16 protein-coding genes are annotated in these 18106 nt (G+C 74.4%); 6 read left to right on the top strand and 10 right to left on the bottom strand.

Annotated features, from left to right (window positions below):
* Nucleotides 1-16: 16 nt before the first annotated feature.
* A complete protein-coding gene (locus tag AC069X_RS03395; protein WP_478724587.1) occupies nucleotides 17-2695 on the bottom strand; it encodes an ATP-binding protein in 2679 nt (892 codons plus the stop codon).
* Nucleotides 2696-2890: 195 nt separating this feature from the next.
* Nucleotides 2891-3355 (bottom strand): hypothetical protein, encoded by a 465-nt coding sequence (locus AC069X_RS03390; protein WP_478724585.1) that lies wholly within the window; start codon nucleotides 3353-3355, stop codon nucleotides 2891-2893.
* 174 nt (nucleotides 3356-3529) lie between these two features.
* On the opposite strand from AC069X_RS03390, the gene AC069X_RS03385 reads away from it, so the two are divergent.
* Nucleotides 3530-4054: a hypothetical protein gene (locus AC069X_RS03385; RefSeq protein WP_478724584.1), complete on the top strand. Its 525-nt coding sequence runs from the start codon at nucleotides 3530-3532 to the stop codon at nucleotides 4052-4054.
* A 154-nt stretch (nucleotides 4055-4208) separates the two neighbouring features.
* On the opposite strand, the gene AC069X_RS03380 is transcribed toward AC069X_RS03385, so the two are convergent.
* The 5 genes from AC069X_RS03380 to AC069X_RS03360 form a co-directional block, all read right to left on the bottom strand.
* Nucleotides 4209-4454, bottom strand: a complete 246-nt coding sequence (locus AC069X_RS03380; protein ID WP_478724582.1) for a DUF397 domain-containing protein — start codon at nucleotides 4452-4454, stop codon at nucleotides 4209-4211.
* Nucleotides 4455-4570: 116 nt separating this feature from the next.
* Nucleotides 4571-5755: a thiolase domain-containing protein gene (locus AC069X_RS03375; RefSeq protein WP_478724580.1), complete on the bottom strand. Its 1185-nt coding sequence runs from the start codon at nucleotides 5753-5755 to the stop codon at nucleotides 4571-4573.
* Nucleotides 5752-6819, bottom strand: a complete 1068-nt coding sequence (locus AC069X_RS03370) for a thiolase domain-containing protein (RefSeq protein ID WP_478724578.1) — start codon at nucleotides 6817-6819, stop codon at nucleotides 5752-5754. The genes AC069X_RS03375 and AC069X_RS03370 overlap by 4 nt, the downstream gene beginning before the upstream one ends.
* A complete protein-coding gene (locus AC069X_RS03365) occupies nucleotides 6819-7781 on the bottom strand; it encodes a Zn-ribbon domain-containing OB-fold protein (RefSeq protein ID WP_478724576.1) in 963 nt (320 codons plus the stop codon). Before AC069X_RS03365 ends, AC069X_RS03370 begins: the two co-directional genes overlap by 1 nt.
* Nucleotides 7782-7836: 55 nt before the next feature.
* Nucleotides 7837-8637 (bottom strand): crotonase/enoyl-CoA hydratase family protein, encoded by an 801-nt coding sequence (locus tag AC069X_RS03360; protein WP_478724574.1) that lies wholly within the window; start codon nucleotides 8635-8637, stop codon nucleotides 7837-7839.
* A gap of 174 nt (nucleotides 8638-8811) precedes the next feature.
* Here AC069X_RS03360 and AC069X_RS03355 point away from each other — a divergent pair, with 174 nt between their 5' ends.
* On the top strand, nucleotides 8812-10443 hold the full coding sequence (locus tag AC069X_RS03355) for an acyl-CoA synthetase (protein ID WP_478724572.1): 1632 nt from the start codon (nucleotides 8812-8814) through the stop codon (nucleotides 10441-10443).
* 261 nt (nucleotides 10444-10704) lie between these two features.
* Here the strand turns inward: AC069X_RS03355 and AC069X_RS03350 are convergent, their stop codons facing one another.
* Complete coding sequence (locus tag AC069X_RS03350) at nucleotides 10705-11559, bottom strand: alpha/beta fold hydrolase (protein WP_478724570.1); 855 nt, start codon at nucleotides 11557-11559, stop codon at nucleotides 10705-10707.
* 140 nt (nucleotides 11560-11699) lie between these two features.
* Here AC069X_RS03350 and paaK point away from each other — a divergent pair, with 140 nt between their 5' ends.
* Together paaK and AC069X_RS03340 are read left to right on the top strand one after the other, a co-directional pair.
* On the top strand, nucleotides 11700-13025 hold the full coding sequence (gene paaK / locus AC069X_RS03345) for a phenylacetate--CoA ligase PaaK (protein WP_478724568.1): 1326 nt from the start codon (nucleotides 11700-11702) through the stop codon (nucleotides 13023-13025).
* Nucleotides 13026-13125: 100 nt separating this feature from the next.
* Nucleotides 13126-13980, top strand: coding sequence for a YhjD/YihY/BrkB family envelope integrity protein (locus tag AC069X_RS03340; RefSeq protein ID WP_478724566.1), 855 nt, complete (start codon nucleotides 13126-13128; stop codon nucleotides 13978-13980).
* Nucleotides 13981-14001: 21 nt separating this feature from the next.
* On the opposite strand, the gene AC069X_RS03335 is transcribed toward AC069X_RS03340, so the two are convergent.
* The gene (locus AC069X_RS03335; RefSeq protein ID WP_478725093.1) at nucleotides 14002-15501 is read right to left on the bottom strand and encodes a fatty acyl-CoA synthetase; all 1500 of its coding nucleotides are present in this window, start codon (nucleotides 15499-15501) and stop codon (nucleotides 14002-14004) included.
* On the opposite strand from AC069X_RS03335, the gene AC069X_RS03330 reads away from it, so the two are divergent.
* A complete protein-coding gene (locus AC069X_RS03330; RefSeq protein WP_478724564.1) occupies nucleotides 15500-16189 on the top strand; it encodes a DUF4396 domain-containing protein in 690 nt (229 codons plus the stop codon). The genes AC069X_RS03335 and AC069X_RS03330 overlap by 2 nt on opposite strands.
* 14 nt (nucleotides 16190-16203) lie before the next feature.
* Here AC069X_RS03330 and AC069X_RS03325 read toward each other — a convergent pair whose 3' ends face one another.
* Nucleotides 16204-17349: a calcium:cation antiporter gene (locus tag AC069X_RS03325; protein WP_478724562.1), complete on the bottom strand. Its 1146-nt coding sequence runs from the start codon at nucleotides 17347-17349 to the stop codon at nucleotides 16204-16206.
* Between the two features lie 167 nt (nucleotides 17350-17516).
* Between AC069X_RS03325 and AC069X_RS03320 the strand changes: the two genes are divergently transcribed.
* Nucleotides 17517-18068, top strand: coding sequence for a DinB family protein (locus tag AC069X_RS03320; protein ID WP_478724560.1), 552 nt, complete (start codon nucleotides 17517-17519; stop codon nucleotides 18066-18068).
* Nucleotides 18069-18106: the final 38 nt, after the last annotated feature.

The following is an 18106-nucleotide window of genomic DNA, read 5'->3' as shown; positions in this document are numbered from 1 at the left end:
TTGGTCCCCCGCGGACTCAGCGTGCGCGCTGGGCGAACGCCGCCAGCGCCTGGGCGGTGCTCGCCTCCAGGGCGCCGGCTCCGCACGCGCGGCTGGTGAGGTGGGCGCGGGTGAGCAGGCCGGGGTCCTGGAGCTCGGTGCCCAGCGCGGCCAGCGCCCGGGCCAGTTCGTAGGCCGCCGGGGAGTCCTCCAGCAGGGCCACGGCCTCGTGCAGCAGGCCGGCGCGGTCCTGCGGGGCGGCCACCTCGGCGGCGACGCGCAGGGCCTGGCCGATGGCGGAGGGGGCGCCGAAGGCGCGGGCGCGGCGTACGGCCTCGGCGGTCAGGGCGCGGGCCCTGACGGGGTCCTCCGGGGCGACGGCACGGGCCAGCAGCAGCCGCCAGGGGCACCAGGCCGGGTTCTGGATGCCGCGCGGGGTCAGCCGCCGTCCGACCGCTTCCAGTTCGGCGGCGGCCGCCTTCCGGTCGCCGCCGGCCAGCAGCAGTTCGGCGTACACGGTCTGCGAGTCGGGGAAGACGACGGCCGCGGGGAAGGGCTCCCCGTACTCGTGCTCGCGCGCGAGGCCCCAGGCCTCGTCCACCCGGCCCCGGGCGACGAGGGTGGTGAGGAGGATGGCGATGGCGTACCAGTGCACGGGCGTACGGCGGCCCACGCGCTCGGCGAGGCGCAGTCCGGCCCGGGCCAGCTCCTCGGCCTCGACGAGCCGGCCGCGCCGGTAGCGGATGTAGGCGCGCAGGCTGTACGCGAAGGACAGGTGGGCGCCGTGCCAGCCCTGGCGTTCGAACTCGGCGGTGCCCTCCTCGAAGAGCTCCTCGGCGCGTCCGGGCCGGTCGGCGTACATGTGGACCATGGCGGCGAGGACCGGGACCTCGAAGCCGCGGTCCTCGTGGGCCCAGCTGAAGGGCTCCCGCAGGACGCGGTCGGCGTGGTGGAGGACCACGTCGAGGGGTTCGCCGCGCAGGCAGGCGTCCCAGGCGCGCAGTCCGATGACGTAGCGCTCGGTGAGGTCCCGGCCGGGGAGGCGGTCGGCGAGGCGGGCGAGGCGCCGCGAGCGGGCGGGGGAGTCGGTTTCGGCGGCGTTGAAGGCGTCCCACATGAACTGCTCGGACTGCAGGCGCAGCCGGGCGCGCGCGTCGTGGGTGCGGGGTATCTCGCGGCCGAGCAGTTCGGACGCGGCGGCGAGGTGGTCGCTGTGGGCGAGGACCTGGGCGAGCCGGATGACGATGCCCTGGCGCAGGGCGGGGTCGTCGAAGGGTTCGGCGAGGGCCGCACGCAGGTGGTTGACGGTGTTGGCGGGCTCGGTGAGGAGGGAGGCGCAGCCCAGTTCGTAGAGCACCACCGCGCGTTCGTCGAAGCCCGGGGGCTCCTCCAGGGCGCGGGCGAGCTGGCGGCGGGCGGCTTCGGGGGCGCCGGCGCGGAGGTTCTCGGCGGCGGCCTCGCGGAGGGTGCGCACCACCCAGGGGTCGTTCTCGGGCTGGGTCTCCAGGAGGTGGCGGGCGGCCGTCGAGGAGCCGAGCCCGGCGTCGACGACGGCGGCCGCGGCCCTGCCGTGCAGGGCGACGCGCAGGGCGTCGGGGATGGCCCGGTATATGGCGGTGGCGATGAGCGGGTGGACGAACTCCAGCCCGCTGTCCTCGTCTTCGCCGGGTCCGGCGGGCTCCGCGGCCGGGGCGGAGAGGATGCGGGCGTCGCGGAGCCGGACGGTGGCGTCGGCGGCCTCCTCGGCGCCGAGCACCGCGACGCGGGCGGCGATCCGGCGCGGGATGGCGGTGCCGAGGACGGCGCAGGCCCAGGCGAAGCGGACGGTGGAGGGGCCGAGGCTGTGCAGCCGGGCGACGAGCCCGCTGCCGCGCTGGGCGGCGGCGAGGTCGCGCAGCAGCGGGGCGCTGGCCTCGACGGGGTCGAGGCCCTTGGCGCGGACCTTGGCGGTGAGTTCGACGGCTTCGAAGGGGTTGCCGGTGGTCACGGCCCAGGCCTCGTGGCAGAAGGCGTCCTCGGCGTGTGCGCCGACGGCCTCGCGGACCAGGGTGGAGACGGCGGCCTGGCTGAGCGGGTTGAGGACGAGGGGGCGCTTTCCGGCCCGGCCGGGCAAGGTGCGGAAGGCCTCGGCGTCCGCGGGGAGTTCGTCGGGGCGGTAGGCGGTGACGAGGAGCAGGGGGAGGTGTTCGGCGCGCGGGGCGAAGCCGGCGAGCCACCCCAGGGATTCCGGGTCGGCCCAGTGGGCGTCGTCGAGGACGAGGACGACGGGGGCGCGCTGGACGACGAGGTGGGTGAGGACCCAGTCGAGGCCGTCGCGCAGGCCCTGCGGGTCGGGCGGGGCGCCCTGCGCGGGGGCGCACAGGCCGAGGGCGGGGCCGACGATGGCGTACCAGCTGCCGAGCGCGGCGCGCAGCTCGGCCTCGGGGCGGCCGGCCAGCTGGGGCTGGATGAGCTGCCGGGCCACGTGGAAGGGCTGGGTCTGCTCCTGTTCGCCGCCGCGTGCGGCGAGCAGGGTGCAGGAGCGGGCGAGGGCGCGCCGGCGCACTTCGGCGAGCAGGGTGGTCTTGCCGAGCCCGGCGGGTCCCGAGAGGGCGAGCAGGCCGCCGCCGGTGTCGGGTCCGGCGCCGGTGAGGCGGTCCAGTGCCTCGTCGACGGCGAGGAGTTCGGCGTCGCGTTCGAAGAGCGTGCGCCGTGTGCGGGTCCGGCGTTCCGTCATGGTTCGTACCCCCCAGGCCGGCTCGGGAGATCAGCGTACGCCCGCGCACATCCCGAAGGGTCCCACTATCGGGAAAGAATCCGATCTTCTGTTCCGGGTGCGGTTCCGGCTCCTGCTTCGCGTGCTGCTCCGGGTGCCGTGACGGGTGTGGCCCGCGGCGGCTGCGCGGTCGGCCGCCGCGGGGCCGGGGGCGGGTCAGCCGCGCCAGTTCCAGTGCAGGGAGCCGTTCTCCGGGAGGGCCGTCCAGCGGGCGGCGGCCGCGTCGAGGGCGGTGAGAGCGCTCCGCAGCCGGGCTTCGTCGAGGGTGGGCCGGCCCACGGCGCGGCCCGTGACGGGCAGTCCGGACCAGGCGCGGTAGGCCCAGTTGACGGCCATCTCCGCCGCCATCACGGCGTCGCCGCCGCGGCGCAGCACTTTGAGCCCGGAGCGTCGGTGGCGGCCGGGCTCGGTCATCTCGAAGCCCTGGAAGGTGGCGCCGGCCGCCACGGCGCCCCAGAAGCCGTCGGTGATGCCGAGCGCCTCCTCGACGGCGGCGTGGGCGAGGTCGTGCGGGATCGTCGGGCCGGAGGGCTGCGCGGGCAGCCGTACGTCGGGGCCGCGGCGTCCGCTGACCGTGATCTCGTGCTGGTTTCCCGGCAGCTTCCGGAAGGAGATGTCCATCGGGCCCGACGGTACGGCGGTGGGGGCGGCGCCGCCAGGGGATTTCACGGGCCTCCCGGCAGGGGGTTTGGGACGGCCGTGCGGGGACAGCCGCCAGGGTGAGGCACCCAGACGTGCCGTTCCACGGTCGGCCTCGGGCTCCGCGCGGGGCCGCCCCCGACCCGGAGGCGAAGGATGGACACGAACCGCGGGCAGGACGCCCCGGAGCGGCGCGGCGCGCTGCTCCCCGACGCGGGGGCGATGGTGGACGAGCACGGCCGCGCACCCGGCGTGCCGTCCCGTACCGGCACCGGAGCGGGCCCGGCGGCCGATCCCGTGCGGGTGGACGCGGCCCGCGCGGCGGAGGCCGAGGTGAACGTACTGGTCAGTCACTGCGACCGGGCGGGTGCGGCCGTCGTGCTCGGCGTCCTGGCGGAGGCGTTCCCCGGGATGGCCCCGCCGGTGCCGGAGCCGGCGGGCGGACCCGCCACGGAGCCGAGCGTCTGGTCGGCGACGGTGGACGTCCGCCGCGCGGTACCGGGGGCGAGCCCCCGCGCCCGGCCGTCCTCCCCGGTGACGGCCGAGCTTGACGGCGCCGCCGAGCCGGTGCGGCGGGTCCGCGCCGTGCTGGAGGAGGCCTTCGCCGGCGAGCACCTCGGCACCGTCTCCGGCGAGCACGAGCTCCAGGTCACGCTGCGGCTCGCCGCCCGGGGGGCCTGACACGCCGGCGGTGCGTACGGGACCGTGCCGGGGGCGGCCGGGGCCGCGCACCGGCCCGCGTCGGCTCCCGCTGCCGCTGCCCGCCTGCGCGGCCCGCCTGCGCGGCCCGCGCCGCCCACGCCGCCCGCGCCGCCCGCGCCGCCCACGCCTGCGCCTACGTGAGGCCGAAGCGTCCGGCCCGTGCCCCCAGGACGAACTTGCGCCACTCGCGCGGCGCGAAGACCAGGGAGGGGCCGTCGGGCCGCTCGCCGTTGCGCATCGCGATGAACCCTTCCACGAAGGCGACCTGGACGTCGCCCACTCCGCGGCTGCCCGGCTGCCAGTCGGCCCCGCTGAGATCGAGCTCGGGCCTGGACCTGCCCCAGCCGGAAACGGGCTGCGGAACCGTGCTCTCCGTCACGTGCGTGCTCCTCCCGGTACGGTACGTCGTCGTCCGGGGGCCCAGAGTAGCGAGCGGGGCGGGCGCCGCACAGGCCGCGGGCGTCACCCGCGGCCGGTCCGGCACAGCGGCCCCGGTCAGGACTCCGGCGGGTGCGCGCCGACCAGCCACATCGCGAAGAACTGCGCGCCGCCGCCGTACGCGTGGCCCAGTGCCCGCCGGGCTCCGGGGACCTGGTGCTCCCCGGCCCCGCCGCGGACCTGGAGGGCGGCCTCCGCGAAGCGGATCATGCCCGAGGCGCCGATCGGGTTGGTGGACAGCACCCCGCCGGAGGGGTTCACCGGGAGGTCGCCGTCCAGTTCGGTGACCCCCGCCTCGGTGAGCTTCCAGCCCTCCCCCTCCTGCGCGAAGCCGAGGTTCTCCAGCCACATCGGCTCGTACCAGGAGAACGGCACGTACATCTCGACCGCGTCGATCTCCCGGCGCGGGTCGGTGATCCCGGCCTGCCGGTAGACGTCGGCCGCGCAGTCCTTGCCGGCCTGCGGCGAGACGAAGTCCTTGCCCGCGAAGAGCGTCGGCTCGCTGCGCATCGCCCCGCCGTGCACCCAGGCGGGCGGCCGGGGCGAACGGGCCGCGCCCGCACGGTCGGTGAGGACCATCGCGCACGCGCCGTCCGAGGACGGGCAGGTCTCGGAGTACCGGATCGGGTCCCACAGCATCGGCGAGGACTGGACCTTCTCCAGGGTGATGTCGTGCTCGTGCAGGTGCGCGTACGGGTTCTTCAGGGCGTTGCGCCGGTCCTTGTACGCGACGAGCGAGCCCACGGTGTCCGGCGCCCCGGTGCGCCGCATGTACGCGCGCACGTGCGGGGCGAAGAAGCCGCCCGCGCCGGCCAGCAGCGGCTGCTGGAAGGGGACGGGCAGCGAGAGCCCCCACATGGCGTTGGACTCGGACTGCTTCTCGAAGGCGAGCGTCAGGACGGTGCGGTGGACGCGGGCCGCGACCAGGTTGGCGGCGACCAGGGCGGTGGAACCGCCGACGGAGCCGGCCGTGTGGACGCGGAGCATCGGCTTGCCGACCGCGCCGAGGGCGTCCGCCAGGTAGAGCTCCGGCATCATGACGCCCTCGAAGAAGTCGGGGGCCTTGCCGATGACGACCGCGTCGATGTCGGCCCAGGTCAGCTCCGCGTCGGCGAGGGCGCGGGCCGCGGCCTCGCGGACCAGCCCGGCGATGGAGACGTCGTGCCGGGCGGCGACGTGCTTGGTCTGGCCGATCCCGACGACGGCCACGGGCTCCTTGCCCGGTGTGCCGGAGGCGCTCATGCGCGGTCCCCTTCCAGGACGGCCACCAGGTTCTGCTGGAGGCAGGGGCCGGAGGTGGCGTGCGCGACGGCCCGGTGGGACTCGCCGCGGTGGATGCGGGCGGCCGCCTCGCCGATCCGGATGAGGCCGGCGGCCATCATCGGGTTCGCGGCGAGGGCCCCGCCGGAGGGGTTGACGGCCACCGTGTCGCCGAGTCGGAGCGCCTTGCGGAGCACGACCTCCTGGGAGGAGAACGGCGCGTGCAGTTCCGCCGTGTCGACGGGGGCGTCGAAGACCCCGGCGTGCTCGGCGGCGGTCCGGGTGGACGGGGACCGGGTCAGGTCGCGCAGGCCGAGGCCGTGCGCCTCGATGCGGTGGTCGATGCCGGTGATCCAGGCGGGCCGCGCGCACAGCCGCCGCGCCGCGTCGCCCGCGGCCAGTACGACGGCGGCGGCGCCGTCCCCGATGGGCGGGCAGTCGCCCGTGCGCAGCGGCCGCACCTGGTAGTCGCCCTGCGGGACGCTGCCGCTGAGCTGGGCGTGCGGGTTGGCCCCGGCGGAGGCGCGGCTGCGGGCGCCGATCGCGGCGAGCGCGTGCTCGTCGGTCTCGCCCGCGTCGATCAGCGCCCGCGCCTGGAGGGCGGCCAGGGCCACCGAGTCGGGCCACAGGGGGGCGAGGTAGTACGGGTCGAGCTGCCGGGTCAGGACGTCGCGCACGGACCCCGGCGAGGACTTCCCGTACGCGTAGACGAGCGCGGTGTCGGCCTCGCCGGTCTGGATCTTGACCCAGGCCTCGTAGAGCGCCCAGGCACCGTCCATCTCGACGTGCGACTCGGAGATCGGCGGCCAGGCGCCGACCCCGTCGAGGGTCATGGTGAAGGAGAAGGCCCGGCCGGCGAGGTAGTCGCTGGAGCCTGAGCAGGTGAAGCCGATCTCGCCCGCCTTGAGCCCGGTGGCCGCCAGCACCTGGTGCAGGACGGGCATCACCATCTCGACTTCGCTGAGTTCGTCGGTGCGGCGCCGGTGGTCGCTCTGGGCGAACGCGACGACGGCCACCTCGCGCGCGCGGCGGGTGTTCCTGGGCATCAGAGGAGCTCCTTGTACGCGTCGTAGTCCGCGTCCGGCTCGCCGGTGGGGCGGTAGTGGTCGGGGTAGCGGCCGCCGTCGGTCCACACCGGTTCGACGCGCAGGCCCATGCGGACCTGGTCGTACGGGATGCCGCCGATCCGGCCGTGGAGGGCGAGGCCAGCGCCGTCGAGGGCGATGTGGGCGTAGACGTAGGGGACTTCGATGTCCAGGTTGCGCGCCTTGATGTTGACGATGCAGAAGGTGGTGACGGTCCCGGCGGGCCCGACCTCGACCTGGTCGGTGGTGGCCACCCCGCAGGTGGGGCACGCGCCGCGAGGGGGGACGTACACCTTGTGGCAGGAGGGGCAGCGCTCGCCGACGGTGCGCCGCTCGGAGAGCGCGTTGATGTACGCGGTCTGGGCACGGCCGGGGCTGTACGTGTAGTCGAGGCGGGCCTCGGCGACGATGCCGGTGACGGGGTCGGCGAACACCCCGTCGTGCGGTGCGGCGCCGCCTTCCTCCTCCTGGCCCCCGCAGGGCTCGAAGCAGGCGATGTCGGTGATGGCCCCGGTGCGCTCGGCGGCCCAGCGGACGCGCACCCGCATCCCGGTGGACACGGCGTCGGGGCCGGGTGCGTCGAGGGCGTGCAGGATCGCGGTGTCGGCGCCGTCGAGCCGTACGAGCACCCAGGCGAAGGGGGTGCCGAGGGGCTGCTGGGGGCGGGGCTCGCCGTTCCAGGCCCAGGTGGTGACGGTACCGGTGGGGGCGACCTCGACGAGGTCCCGGATCTCCTCGGCGGTGACGGGGTCGTACTCGGCGGGCGGGACCATGACCCGCCCGTCGGAGGTCCTGACCCCGAGCACGACGCCCTGCCGGAGTCCGGTGAGGAAGGCGCTCTGCACGGGTCCGAGGGACCGGGTGAAGGGGAACTCGACGACGAGGGGCGCGCGCAGCACCTCGGGCGGGGACGCGGCTGTCATGGATGTCTCTCCGGTTCTCGACGGGGCTGGATTCGGTGAGGCCGTGTCTTTTGGATCAGGCCCGGCGGTAGACCGGGGGCCGCTTCTCCGCGAAGGCCCGCGCCCCCTCCTTCGCGTCGGCCGTGTCGAAGACCGGCCACCCCCGGACCAGTTCGGCTGCCAGGCCCTCCGTCTCCGTGAGCTCGGCGGCTTCGTACACGGACGCCTTCACCGCCTCGACGGCCAGCGGCCCGCACGCGTTGATCAGCTCCGCCGTCTCCAGCGCGGCCTCCAGCGCCGTGCCGTCCGGCACCACCCGGCCCACCAGCCCGATCCGCGCCGCTTCCTCCGCCGAGTACGGGCGGCCCGTCAGCAGCATCTCCAGGGCGTGCGCGCGCGGGATCTGGCGGGGCAGGCGGACGGTGGAGCCGCCGATCGGGAACAGCCCCCGCCTGACCTCGAACAGCCCGAAGGTGGCCCCTGCCCCGGCCACCCTGATGTCGGTGCCCTGGAGGATCTCGGTGCCGCCGGCCACGCAGTAGCCCTCCACCGCCGCGATCACCGGCTTGCGCGGCCGGTGGTGGCGCAGCATCGCCTTCCAGTGCAGGTCGGGGTCGGCTTTGAGGCGGTCCCGGTACCGGTCGCCCGCCATGCCGCCGCCGGCCAGCGCCTTGAGGTCCATCCCGGCGCAGAAGTCGCCGCCGGCGCCCGTCAGCACCACCGAGCGCACGGCGTCGTCCGCGTCGGCCTCCAGCCAGGCGTCGTACAGGCCCACCAGCAGGGGAAGCGAGAGCGCGTTCTTCGCTTCGGGCCTGTTCATGGTGAGCACCAGCGTGGCTCCGCGGCGTTCCACCGTCAGGTGTTCGGTCCCACCCATTGCCGTCCTCCCGTCTCAAGACCTAGAACAGGTTGCAGGAGGGCCGGGTGCAGTTCAAGAGTTTCCTGACACCCAGTCAGATTTCTTGGTGTGCGCCCTTCCCCCTTGGAGCGGGCGGCGCTGTAATGACCGCCGAGCAGCCCAGCCGTGAGCACTTTCGGGTCAGGAGGAACGGTGGAGTACAACCTTGCCGACCTGTTCGAATCGGTCGTGGACGTGGTCCCGGAGCGCGAGGCCCTGGTGTACGTGGACCACCCCGGGACCGGCGCCGAGCGCCGCCTCACGTACGCGGAGCTGGACGCGGCGGCGAACCGCGTCGGACACCACCTGCTGGACAGCGGGCTGCGGCCCGGCGAGCACGTGGGGCTGCACCTCTACAACGGGATCGAGTACCTCCAGACCGTGCTGGCCTGCCTCAAGGCGCGCCTGGTGCCGGTGAACGTCAACTACCGGTACGTGGAGGAGGAACTGGTCTACCTCTACGGCGACGCGGACCTCGCCGCCCTCGTCTTCGAGGGCGAGTTCACGGAGCGGGTGGCGGCCGCGCTGCCGCAGACCCCGAAGCTGCGCCACCTCGTCCGGGTCGGGCAGGCGCCCGCCGGCGCCCCGGAGCCGGCCGTCGCGCCGGTCGCGTACGCGGAGGCGGAGGAGGCCGGGTCCCCGGAGCGCGGCTTCCCGGAGCGCAGCGCCGACGACCTGTTCATCATCTACACCGGCGGCACGACCGGGATGCCCAAGGGCGTGATGTGGCGGGCCGAGGACCTGTTCTTCGCCGGTCTCTTCGGCGGGGAGCCCTCGGGCGAGCCGGTGAAGCGGCCGGAGGAGCTGGCCGAGCGGGTCGCGGCCCGCGGCGCCGGGCTGACCTTCTTCCCCGCTCCCCCGCTGATGCACGGCACCTCGACGCTGACCTCGTTCATCGCCTTCAACTACGGCCAGAGGGTGGTCATCCACCGCAAGTACGCGCCCGAGGAGGTGCTGCGCACCATCGAGAAGGAGAAGGTGTCGAGCGTCTCGCTGGTCGGCGACGCGATGCTGCGGCCGCTGATCGACGCCCTGAACGGGCCGCTCAAGGGGACGGACCTCTCCTCGCTGTTCAGCGTCTCCTCCTCCGGGGCCATCATGTCGGAGACCGTCCGCGCCGAGTTCCAGCGCCTGGTGCCGAACGTGGTGCTCCTGAACAACTTCGGCTCCTCCGAGTCCGGTTCCAACGGCCGGGCGACGGACGACTCCGGCCCGGAGAAGGGGTTCCGGCTCCAGGTCAACGACCGGACGCGGGTGGTCGACCCGGTGACGCACGAGCCGGTGGCGGTCGGCGTTCCCGGCCGCCTCGCCCAGCGCGGGCACGTGCCGCTCGGGTACTACAACGACCCGGTGAAGACGGCCGAGACCTTCTTCCGGAAGGGGGACGAGCGCTGGGTGCTGCTCGGCGACATGGCGACGGTCGACGAACAGGGCATCGTGACCGTGCTGGGGCGCGGCTCGCAGTGCATCAACACCGGGGGCGAGAAGGTGTATCCGGAGGAGGTCGAGCAGGCCCTGAAGTCGCACCCGGACGTGTACGACGTCCTGGTGGCGGGCGTCCCGGACGCGACGTGGGGCAACCACGTGGCCGCGGTGGTGCAGGTACGGCAGGGTGCGCCCGAGCCGACCCTGGAGGAGATCCAGAGCCACTGCCGGACGCGGCTGGCCGGCTACAAGATCCCGCGCCAGCTGGTGATCACGCCGTCCGTACAGCGCTCCCCGAGCGGCAAGGCGGACTACCGCTGGGCGAAGGCGGTGGCCACGGAGGCGGACGCGGGGGCGTGAGGCACGGGGGTGTGAGGCACGGGGGTGTGAGGCACGGGAGCGAGAGGCGCCGGGGCGTGAGGCACGGGAGCGAGACGCACGGGAGCGAGAGGCGCCGGGCATGACCGCCCCCTGGGCCCGCGGACCGGTACGGGAAGCGCGGGCTCAGGCCCTCCAGCGGGGTGCCCCGTCGTCCGGGGTGCCGGGACCCGCGAAGTGGAACGGCACGCCGAGACGAGCCGCCGGCGCCCTTCCGGCGCGCCGGCCGAGAGGGGCGCGGGGTCAGGCTCCGGTGGCCAGGAAGCGTTCGACGCGGGCCGCGAACCATTCGGCGTCGTCCAGCCACGGGAAGTGCGCGGCGCCCCGCTGGACGTCGGCGGCGGCGTGCGGGAGGAGCCCGGCGAGTTCATCGGCGACGGCGGTGGTGGGGTAGCCGTCCAGTTCCCCCGCCAGGACCAGCGCCTCGCCCTCGAAGCGGCGGAGCGCCGCGCGCGTGGCGGCCGGGTCGAACGCCCCGGGGGCGGCGAAGACGGCGGCGGCGGCCTGGTTGCGCTCCTGGTCGCTCGCGGCGAGGTGGGCGCGCGCCCGCTCGTCCCAGCGGCCGTAGGCGAGGACCATCGCCCGGCGCCGGTCCTCCGGGGAAGGGTCGCCGCCGGCCGCCCACATCCGCTCGTACGCGGCGATGGCCGTGTCGTAGGGCTCCCGGCCCGCGCGGATCCGGACGGCCGCCAGGCTCTGCTCCGGGGTCGGCCCGAGGTCCACGGCCCAGGCGGTGGGGGTCACGAGGACCAGGCGGCGGATCCGCTCGGGGTGCGCGGCGGCGTGGAGCAGGGCGAGGTTGCCCGCGGCGGAGTGGGCGAGGACGTCCATGCGCTCCAGGCCCAGGTGGACACGGAGGGCCTCGACGTCGGCGACCTGGTGGTCGACGCGGTACGTGGCCTCGTCCGCCGGTATCGCGGAGTCGCCGGTGCCGCGCAGGTCGAGGAGGATGAGGCGGCGGCCGGCGGCGAGTCCGCCGAGGTCGCCCAGGTACCGGGAGGCGCGCATGGCGCCGCCGGGGAGGCAGACCAGCGGTTCGCCCTCGCCCCTGACGTGGTAGGCGAGTTCGGTTCCGTCATAGGTGGTGAATACAGGCATGGGGGCCATCAGATCAGACGACCACTCGTTCGAGTCATTGATTTACCCGGCGGGCTCCGGCAATCTACCGAATGAACGTTCGGTTGGCTTCTGGCGGTACGACTCTCGACGACGATGACGATGGCGATGAGGTGAGGGCAATGACGGCGCGTGCGGGTCTCGACGACCTCGAGGATGTCCGGGACGAAGGCGAGCGGCTGAGCGCCGACGAGCTGGCGGCGCTCCAGCTGAAGCGGCTGCGGGCGACCCTGCACCGGGCGTACGACCGCGTGGCCTTCTACCGGCAGGCCTTCGACAAGGCGGGGGTCCATCCCGACGACTGCCGTTCGCTGGCGGACCTCTCCCTCTTCCCGTTCACCACCAAGGCGGACCTGCGCGACCAGTACCCCTTCGGGATGTTCGCGGTGCCGCGCGGCGACGTGCGCCGCATCCACGCCTCCAGCGGCACCACCGGCCGCCCGACGGTGGTCGGCTACACCGACGGGGACCTGGCCACCTGGGCCGATGTCGTCGCCCGGTCGCTGCGCGCGGCGGGCGGCCGGCCGGGGCAGATCGTGCACATCGCCTACGGGTACGGCCTGTTCACCGGGGGTCTGGGCGCCCATTACGGGGCGGAGCGGCTGGGCTGCACCGTGGTCCCCGCGTCCGGGGGCATGACGGACCGCCAGGTCAGACTGATCCAGGACTTCCGCCCGGAGGTCATCATGGTCACCCCCTCCTACATGCTCACACTGCTGGACGAGATGGAGCGCCAGGGCATCGACCCGCGCCGGACCTCGCTGCGCACGGGCGTCTTCGGCGCCGAGCCCTGGACGGAGGAGATGCGCCGGGAGATCGAGGACCGGCTCGACATCGACGCGGTGGACATATACGGCCTGTCGGAGGTGATCGGACCGGGCGTCGCGCAGGAGTTCGCCTCGCACAAGGACGGCCTGCACATCTGGGAGGACCACTTCTACCCCGAGGTGGTCGATCCGTTCACCGGGACGGCGGTGCCGGACGGGGAGCCCGGGGAGCTGGTGTTCACCTCCCTGACCAAGGAGGCCATGCCGGTGATCCGCTACCGCACCCGGGATCTGACGCGGCTGCTGCCGGGGACGGCCCGGCCCGCCTTCCGCCGCATGGAGAAGGTGACCGGCCGCAGCGACGACATGATCATCCTGCGCGGGGTGAACCTCTACCCCACCCAGATCGAGGAGATACTCCTGCGCGTCCCGGGCCTCGCCCCGCACTTCCAGCTGCGGCTGACCCGGGAGGGCCGCCTCGACGCCCTCACCGTGCGGGTGGAGGCGCGCCGGGAGGCCGACGCCGGGAGGCGGCGGGACGCCGCCGCCGAGCTGGCGCGGGCGGTCAAGGAGTCCGTCGGGGTGTCCGTGGCCGTCGAGGTGGTGGAGCCGGAGAGCCTGGAGCGCTCGGTCGGCAAGATCAAGCGGGTGAAGGACCTCCGGGAGCCGCACACCGCCTGACCCCGCCGGGGACACCGAGGGGCGGCTGAAACCACCCGTTCGGGCTGATTCCGACGCCGCTTCCGGGAGCGGCCGGGGCCGCCCGGGTAGGGGATCCGGTGTGACCTCGACCCTCCGGCACCTCCACGACCGGCTCCTGGGCTCCGCCGCCGGGCTCGCCTGGAGCCGGGGCCGGGAGATCGAGCTGATGCACCGGGCGATGGGCTTCGCCGCCCTCGGGTTCCTCACCCTGGTGCCGCTGCTGGTCGTGGTGGCCGCGGCGGCGCCGGGCAGCGGCTCCAACTTCGGCCGCTGGCTGGGCCAGGCGCTCGGGGTGACGGCGGCCTCGCGGGCCCGGGTCGAGATGCTGTTCGGGGCGGCGGACCTGGCCCTGGAGCGGACCACCGCCTTCGGACTGGCGGCCCTCGCCGTGTTCGGACTGACCTTCGGCTCCGCCGTGCAGACCGGCTACGAGAAGGTGTGGGACCTGCCGACGGCCCGCTGGCACACCATGTGGCGGCACGTCGTGTGGCTGGCCCTGCTGGTCTGCTACCTCGGGCTGCTCGTGGGGATCCCCGCCCCCTCCGACAGCGTGGCGGGCACGGCGGTGGGCACCGTCAGCGACACGGTCGGCACCTGCCTGTTCTTCTGGAGCTCCGGACGGCTCCTGCTTGGCGGCCGGGTCCGCTGGCGGGCGCTGCTGCCCGGCGCGGTGGCGACCAGCCTGGGCCTGCTGGGCCTCAGGATCTTCTCCCAGCTGGTGTTCTCCCCGCTGATCGCCTCGAACGCCGTCACCTACGGCCCCTTCGGAACACTGCTGGTCGTCCAGTCCTGGCTCGTCGGCGTCGGCTTCGTCGTCTACGGCGGCGCCCTGGTCGGCCGCCTCGTCCACGAGTACCTGACCCTGCGCCGCCTGCGCGCCGGCGGCGTACTGCCCCCCGCGCACGGCCCCCTTCACGGCCCGGGGCCCGAGTGACCCGGAAGCGGCCCGCTCGGGTCAGCCCTTCCCGAAGCGGTCGCGCAGCTCGCGCTTGAGGATCTTGCCGCTGGCGTTGCGCGGGAGGGCCTCCACGAACAGCACCCGCTTGGGCGCCTTGAAGTGCGCGAGCCGCTCCCGCGCGTAGGCCATCAGCTCCCCCTCCGTCACCTCGCCCCGGGGGACGACCACCGCCGTGACCGCCTCGATCCACCGCTCGTCGGGCAGCCCGACGACCGCCGCCTCGGCCACCCCGGGGTGGGTGTAGAGGACGTCCTCGACCTGCCGGGACGCCACCAGGACCCCACCCGAGTTGATGACGTCCTTCACCCGGTCCACCACGGTGAAGTACCCGTCCGTGTCCCGCACCGCGAGGTCACCCGAGCGGAACCAGCCGTCCCGGAAGGCCTTCCCGGTGGCCTCGGGGTCGTTCCAGTAGCCCAGGCACAGCTGCGGCGAGCGGTAGACGACCTCGCCCGCCGTACCGTCGGGGACGTCCGCGCCGTCCTCGTCGACCACCCTGGCCTCCACGTGGCGCACCGGGCGCCCGCACGAGTCCATCCGCCCCTCGTGCTCGTCCGGCCCCAGGACGGTGGCCAGCGGGCCGATCTCGCTCTGCCCGAAGCAGTTGTAGAAGCCCAGTCCGGGCAGCCGGGCCCGCAGCCGCTCCAGAACCGGCACCGGCATGACCGAGGCCCCGTAGTAGGCCTTGCGCAGCCCGCCGAGTTCCCGCCGGCCGAACTGGGGGTGGTTGGCCAGGGCGATCCACACCGTGGGCGGAGCGAAGAGGCTGTCGGCCCGGCCCGCCTCCACCAGGTCGAAGATCTCCTCGGCCACGGGGGCGTCCAGAACGGTGTTGTGCGCGCCCACCGCCAGGTACGGCAGCAGGAAGACGTGCATCTGCGCCGAGTGGTAGAGCGGCAGCGAGTGCACGGGGCGGTCGTCCCCGTCCAGGTCCAGGGCTTCGATCGCGCTCTCGTACTCGTGGGCCAGCGCCCGGTGCGTCATCATCGCGCCCTTGGGCAGGGCGGTGGTCCCCGAGGTGTACAGCAGTTGCACCACGGCGTCCGGATCCCCGGCGGGCTCGTGGTCGAGGGGTTCGGCCAGCGCGGACAGGAACGACCCGGGCGCGTCACGCAGCGCCCGCACGGGGTGCCCGCCGGGGATCCGGGAGGCCAGGTCGGGGTCGGTGAGGACCAGGGCGCTCGCGCAGTCGCCGAGGATGTGCGCGAGGTCCTCGCCGGTGAGGTTCTGGTTGACGGGGACGTGGGTGAGCCCGGCGCGGGCGCAGGCGAGGAAGGCGATGAGGTAGGCGTCGGAGTTGTGGGCGAAGGCCGCGACCCGGTCCCCCGCGGACAGTCCGTACCGCTCCCGCAGGACGGCGGCGCCGGTGGAGACTGCGGCGTCGAGTTCCGCGTAGGTCCAGCTCCGTTCCCGGTAGCGGAGGGCGACCCGGTCGGGGTGGCGCCGCGCGCTGACCCGTACGAGCCCGTCGACCGTCTGGTGCCGCACTGCCGTCATGGGCGTCATGGGCGTCATGGGCGTGATCCTCACCCGCCCGGACGGCGGGGTCAACATCGGTGCGCCGACCGGCGAGGCCGGTATCCCGGCCCCCGGGGCAGCGGGTCACCGCCGGGCGCCCGCCGCGGCCTCGGCGGAGCGTGTAGTGGCCGCCTCGCTGCTCGGTCTGGCTCCCTGGGCCGACGCGCTGCTGGAGTACGCGGTGGGCTTCGGGTTCGGGCTGCTGGTGTTCCAGGCGCTGTTCATGCGCGACATGTTCGGCGGCCGCTACCCGGCCGCCGTCCGCGCGACGGTGTTCGCCGAGTGGCTGTCGATGAACTGCGTGATGGGGGCGATGGTCGCCGTGAACGTCATCGTCCGCAGCCATGTGCCGGGCGCCCGGGACGTGGCGGACCCGCGCTTCTGGGCGACGTTCTCGCTGGCGGTGCTGGCGGGTCTCGCCTTCGCCTACCCGGTCAACGTCTGGCTGGTGGCCAACCGCCTCAAGCACGGCATGGGCACGGCACGGGCCCTCGGTGCGGGCGGCGAGCCGCTCCCGGCCCCGCCGGAGCACCCCGTGCCGCCGGCCGCGATGGCCATGCCGGAACCGGAGGTGACGGGCGAGCAGAAGGCCGCCATGGCCACCCTGACCGTCGTCTTCCTCGCCGCCGGGGTGCTTCTGGCCGCCCTCTTCGGCCGCCTCTCCTGAAGTCCGGCGCCGGCTCAGGGACTGACGGCGAGGAAGAGGTACGCCGCCAGCAGGACGAGGTGCACCCCGCCCTGGAGGAGGGTGGCGCGGCCGGGGACGATCGTCAGGGCGCCGACGACCACGGTCAGGGCGAGCAGCACCATGTGGAGCGGCGCCAGGCCCAGCAGCAGCGGCCCGGTCAGCCAGACGGAGGCGAGGGCGATGGCCGGGATGGTCAGACCGATGCTGGCGATGGCGGAGCCGTAGGCGAGGTTGAGGCTGGTCTGGACGCGGTCGCGGCGGGCGGCCCGGACGGCGGCCAGGGTCTCGGGGGCCAGGACGAGCAGCGCGATGATCACACCGACGACGGCGTGGGGCAGGCCGGCGTCGGAGACGCCCTTCTCGATGGTGGGGGAGACGGCCTTGGCGTTGCCGACGACCGCGACGAGGGCGACGAAGAGCAGGCCGAGGCTGAAGAGGGCGGCGCGGGCGGTGGGCGGTTCGGCGTGGTCGCCGTCGTCGTCGCCGCCCGGAGCAGGGGCGGCGGCGGTCCCGGCGGCGGGGCGGCCGGCGCTCCCGGTGTCCACGGGCAGGAAGTAGTCCCGGTGGCGGACGGTCTGGACGGCGATGAACAACCCGTAGAGGGCGAGGGAGGCGACGGCGGCGAAGGCCAGCTGGGCGGTGGAGAACTCGGGGCCGGGCTTGCTGGTGGTGAAGGTCGGCAGGACCAGGCTCAGTACGGCGAGGGTGGCGACGGTGGCCAGGGCCGCGCCGGAACCCTCCGCGTTGAAGACGGCGACCCGGTTGCGCAGGGCCCCGACCAGCAGGGACAGGCCGACGATGCCGTTGCAGGTGATCATGACGGCGGCGAAGACGGTGTCCCGGGCGAGGGAGGCTGTCTTGTCCCCGCCATCGGCCATCAGGGTGACGATCAGGGCCACTTCGATGACGGTCACGGCGACGGCGAGGACGAGGGAGCCGAAGGGTTCGCCGACCCGGTGGGCCACCACCTCGGCGTGGTGCACGGCCGCGAGGACCGCCCCGGCGAGGCACAGGGCGACCAGGGCCACGGCGAAGCCGGGCAGGTCACGGCCCCAGCTGAGGACGAGCGCGACGAGCGCCACCACGGGGACCAGGAGGGTCCAGTCGGTCAGGGGGGATCTGCGCGTTGCCGTACTCATGCCTGCCAAGTTGCCAGAACTGCCGCCCCGGTGCGCCGCGGGGCGCGCATCCGGGGCCGTGGAGTGGCACTTCTCACGACATCTCGGCGTATGACGGTCATCGGGCACGGTCGGAGCGGCTCGGCCCGGGCTTCCGCGCGTACACCCGGATGGCCGATGATCAGTACATGACGAACCGGACGAGGAGAGCGGAACTGGTCGCGGGCGCGGAGAGCGAGGCCCGCTTCAAGGGACCCTTCACGGGGGACGAGCGGGCCGTGCTGCTCGCCGTGCTGGCGGCCCAGCGCACGACGCTGGAACTCAAGTGCGCCGGACTGGATTCCGAGTTGTCCCGGCGGTCGGTGGAGCCGTCGACGCTGTCGCTGCTCGGTCTGGTCCGCCATCTGGCCGATGTGGAGCGGCGCTGGTTCCGGCAGGTGCTGGCCGGGCAGGACGCATCGCCCCTGTTCTCCTCGCCGCAGGATCCGGACGGGGACTTCGACGGCGCGGTGTCCGGGCCCGGAGCCGTGGCGGAGGCGTGGGGAGCCTGGCGGCGCGAGGTGGAGTTCGCCGACCGGTTCGCCGCCGGCGCACCCCACCTGGACGTCGAGGGCGAGGACGGCTGGCTGGGGCCGGTGTCGTTGCGGTGGGTGCTGATCCACATGGTCGAGGAGTACGCACGGCACAACGGCCACGCCGATCTGCTGCGGGAGCGGATCGACGGGGCCGTCGGGGTCTGAGCCGGCGTCGGGGGCCGAGCCGGGGCGGGTGCCGGAGT

The sequence above is a fragment of the Streptomyces sp. NPDC043896 genome, assembly GCF_056435605.1.
Note: the sequence above shows the minus strand (reverse complement) of the source record. Positions and strands in the feature narration are given on the sequence as shown.

Coding starts and splice junctions, on each gene's coding strand:
- AC069X_RS03395 (WP_478724587.1), bottom strand. CDS start 2,695: ATGACGGAACGCCGGACCCGCACACGGCGCACGCTCTTCGAACGCGAC.
- AC069X_RS03390 (WP_478724585.1), bottom strand. CDS start 3,355: ATGGACATCTCCTTCCGGAAGCTGCCGGGAAACCAGCACGAGATCACG.
- AC069X_RS03385 (WP_478724584.1), top strand. CDS start 3,530: ATGGACACGAACCGCGGGCAGGACGCCCCGGAGCGGCGCGGCGCGCTG.
- AC069X_RS03375 (WP_478724580.1), bottom strand. CDS start 5,755: ATGAGCGCCTCCGGCACACCGGGCAAGGAGCCCGTGGCCGTCGTCGGG.
- AC069X_RS03370 (WP_478724578.1), bottom strand. CDS start 6,819: ATGCCCAGGAACACCCGCCGCGCGCGCGAGGTGGCCGTCGTCGCGTTC.
- AC069X_RS03365 (WP_478724576.1), bottom strand. CDS start 7,781: ATGACAGCCGCGTCCCCGCCCGAGGTGCTGCGCGCGCCCCTCGTCGTC.
- AC069X_RS03360 (WP_478724574.1), bottom strand. CDS start 8,637: ATGGGTGGGACCGAACACCTGACGGTGGAACGCCGCGGAGCCACGCTG.
- AC069X_RS03350 (WP_478724570.1), bottom strand. CDS start 11,559: ATGCCTGTATTCACCACCTATGACGGAACCGAACTCGCCTACCACGTC.
- paaK (WP_478724568.1), top strand. CDS start 11,700: ATGACGGCGCGTGCGGGTCTCGACGACCTCGAGGATGTCCGGGACGAA.
- AC069X_RS03330 (WP_478724564.1), top strand. CDS start 15,500: ATGGGCGTCATGGGCGTCATGGGCGTGATCCTCACCCGCCCGGACGGC.
- AC069X_RS03335 (WP_478725093.1), bottom strand. CDS start 15,501: ATGACGGCAGTGCGGCACCAGACGGTCGACGGGCTCGTACGGGTCAGC.
- AC069X_RS03325 (WP_478724562.1), bottom strand. CDS start 17,349: ATGAGTACGGCAACGCGCAGATCCCCCCTGACCGACTGGACCCTCCTG.
- AC069X_RS03320 (WP_478724560.1), top strand. CDS start 17,517: ATGACGAACCGGACGAGGAGAGCGGAACTGGTCGCGGGCGCGGAGAGC.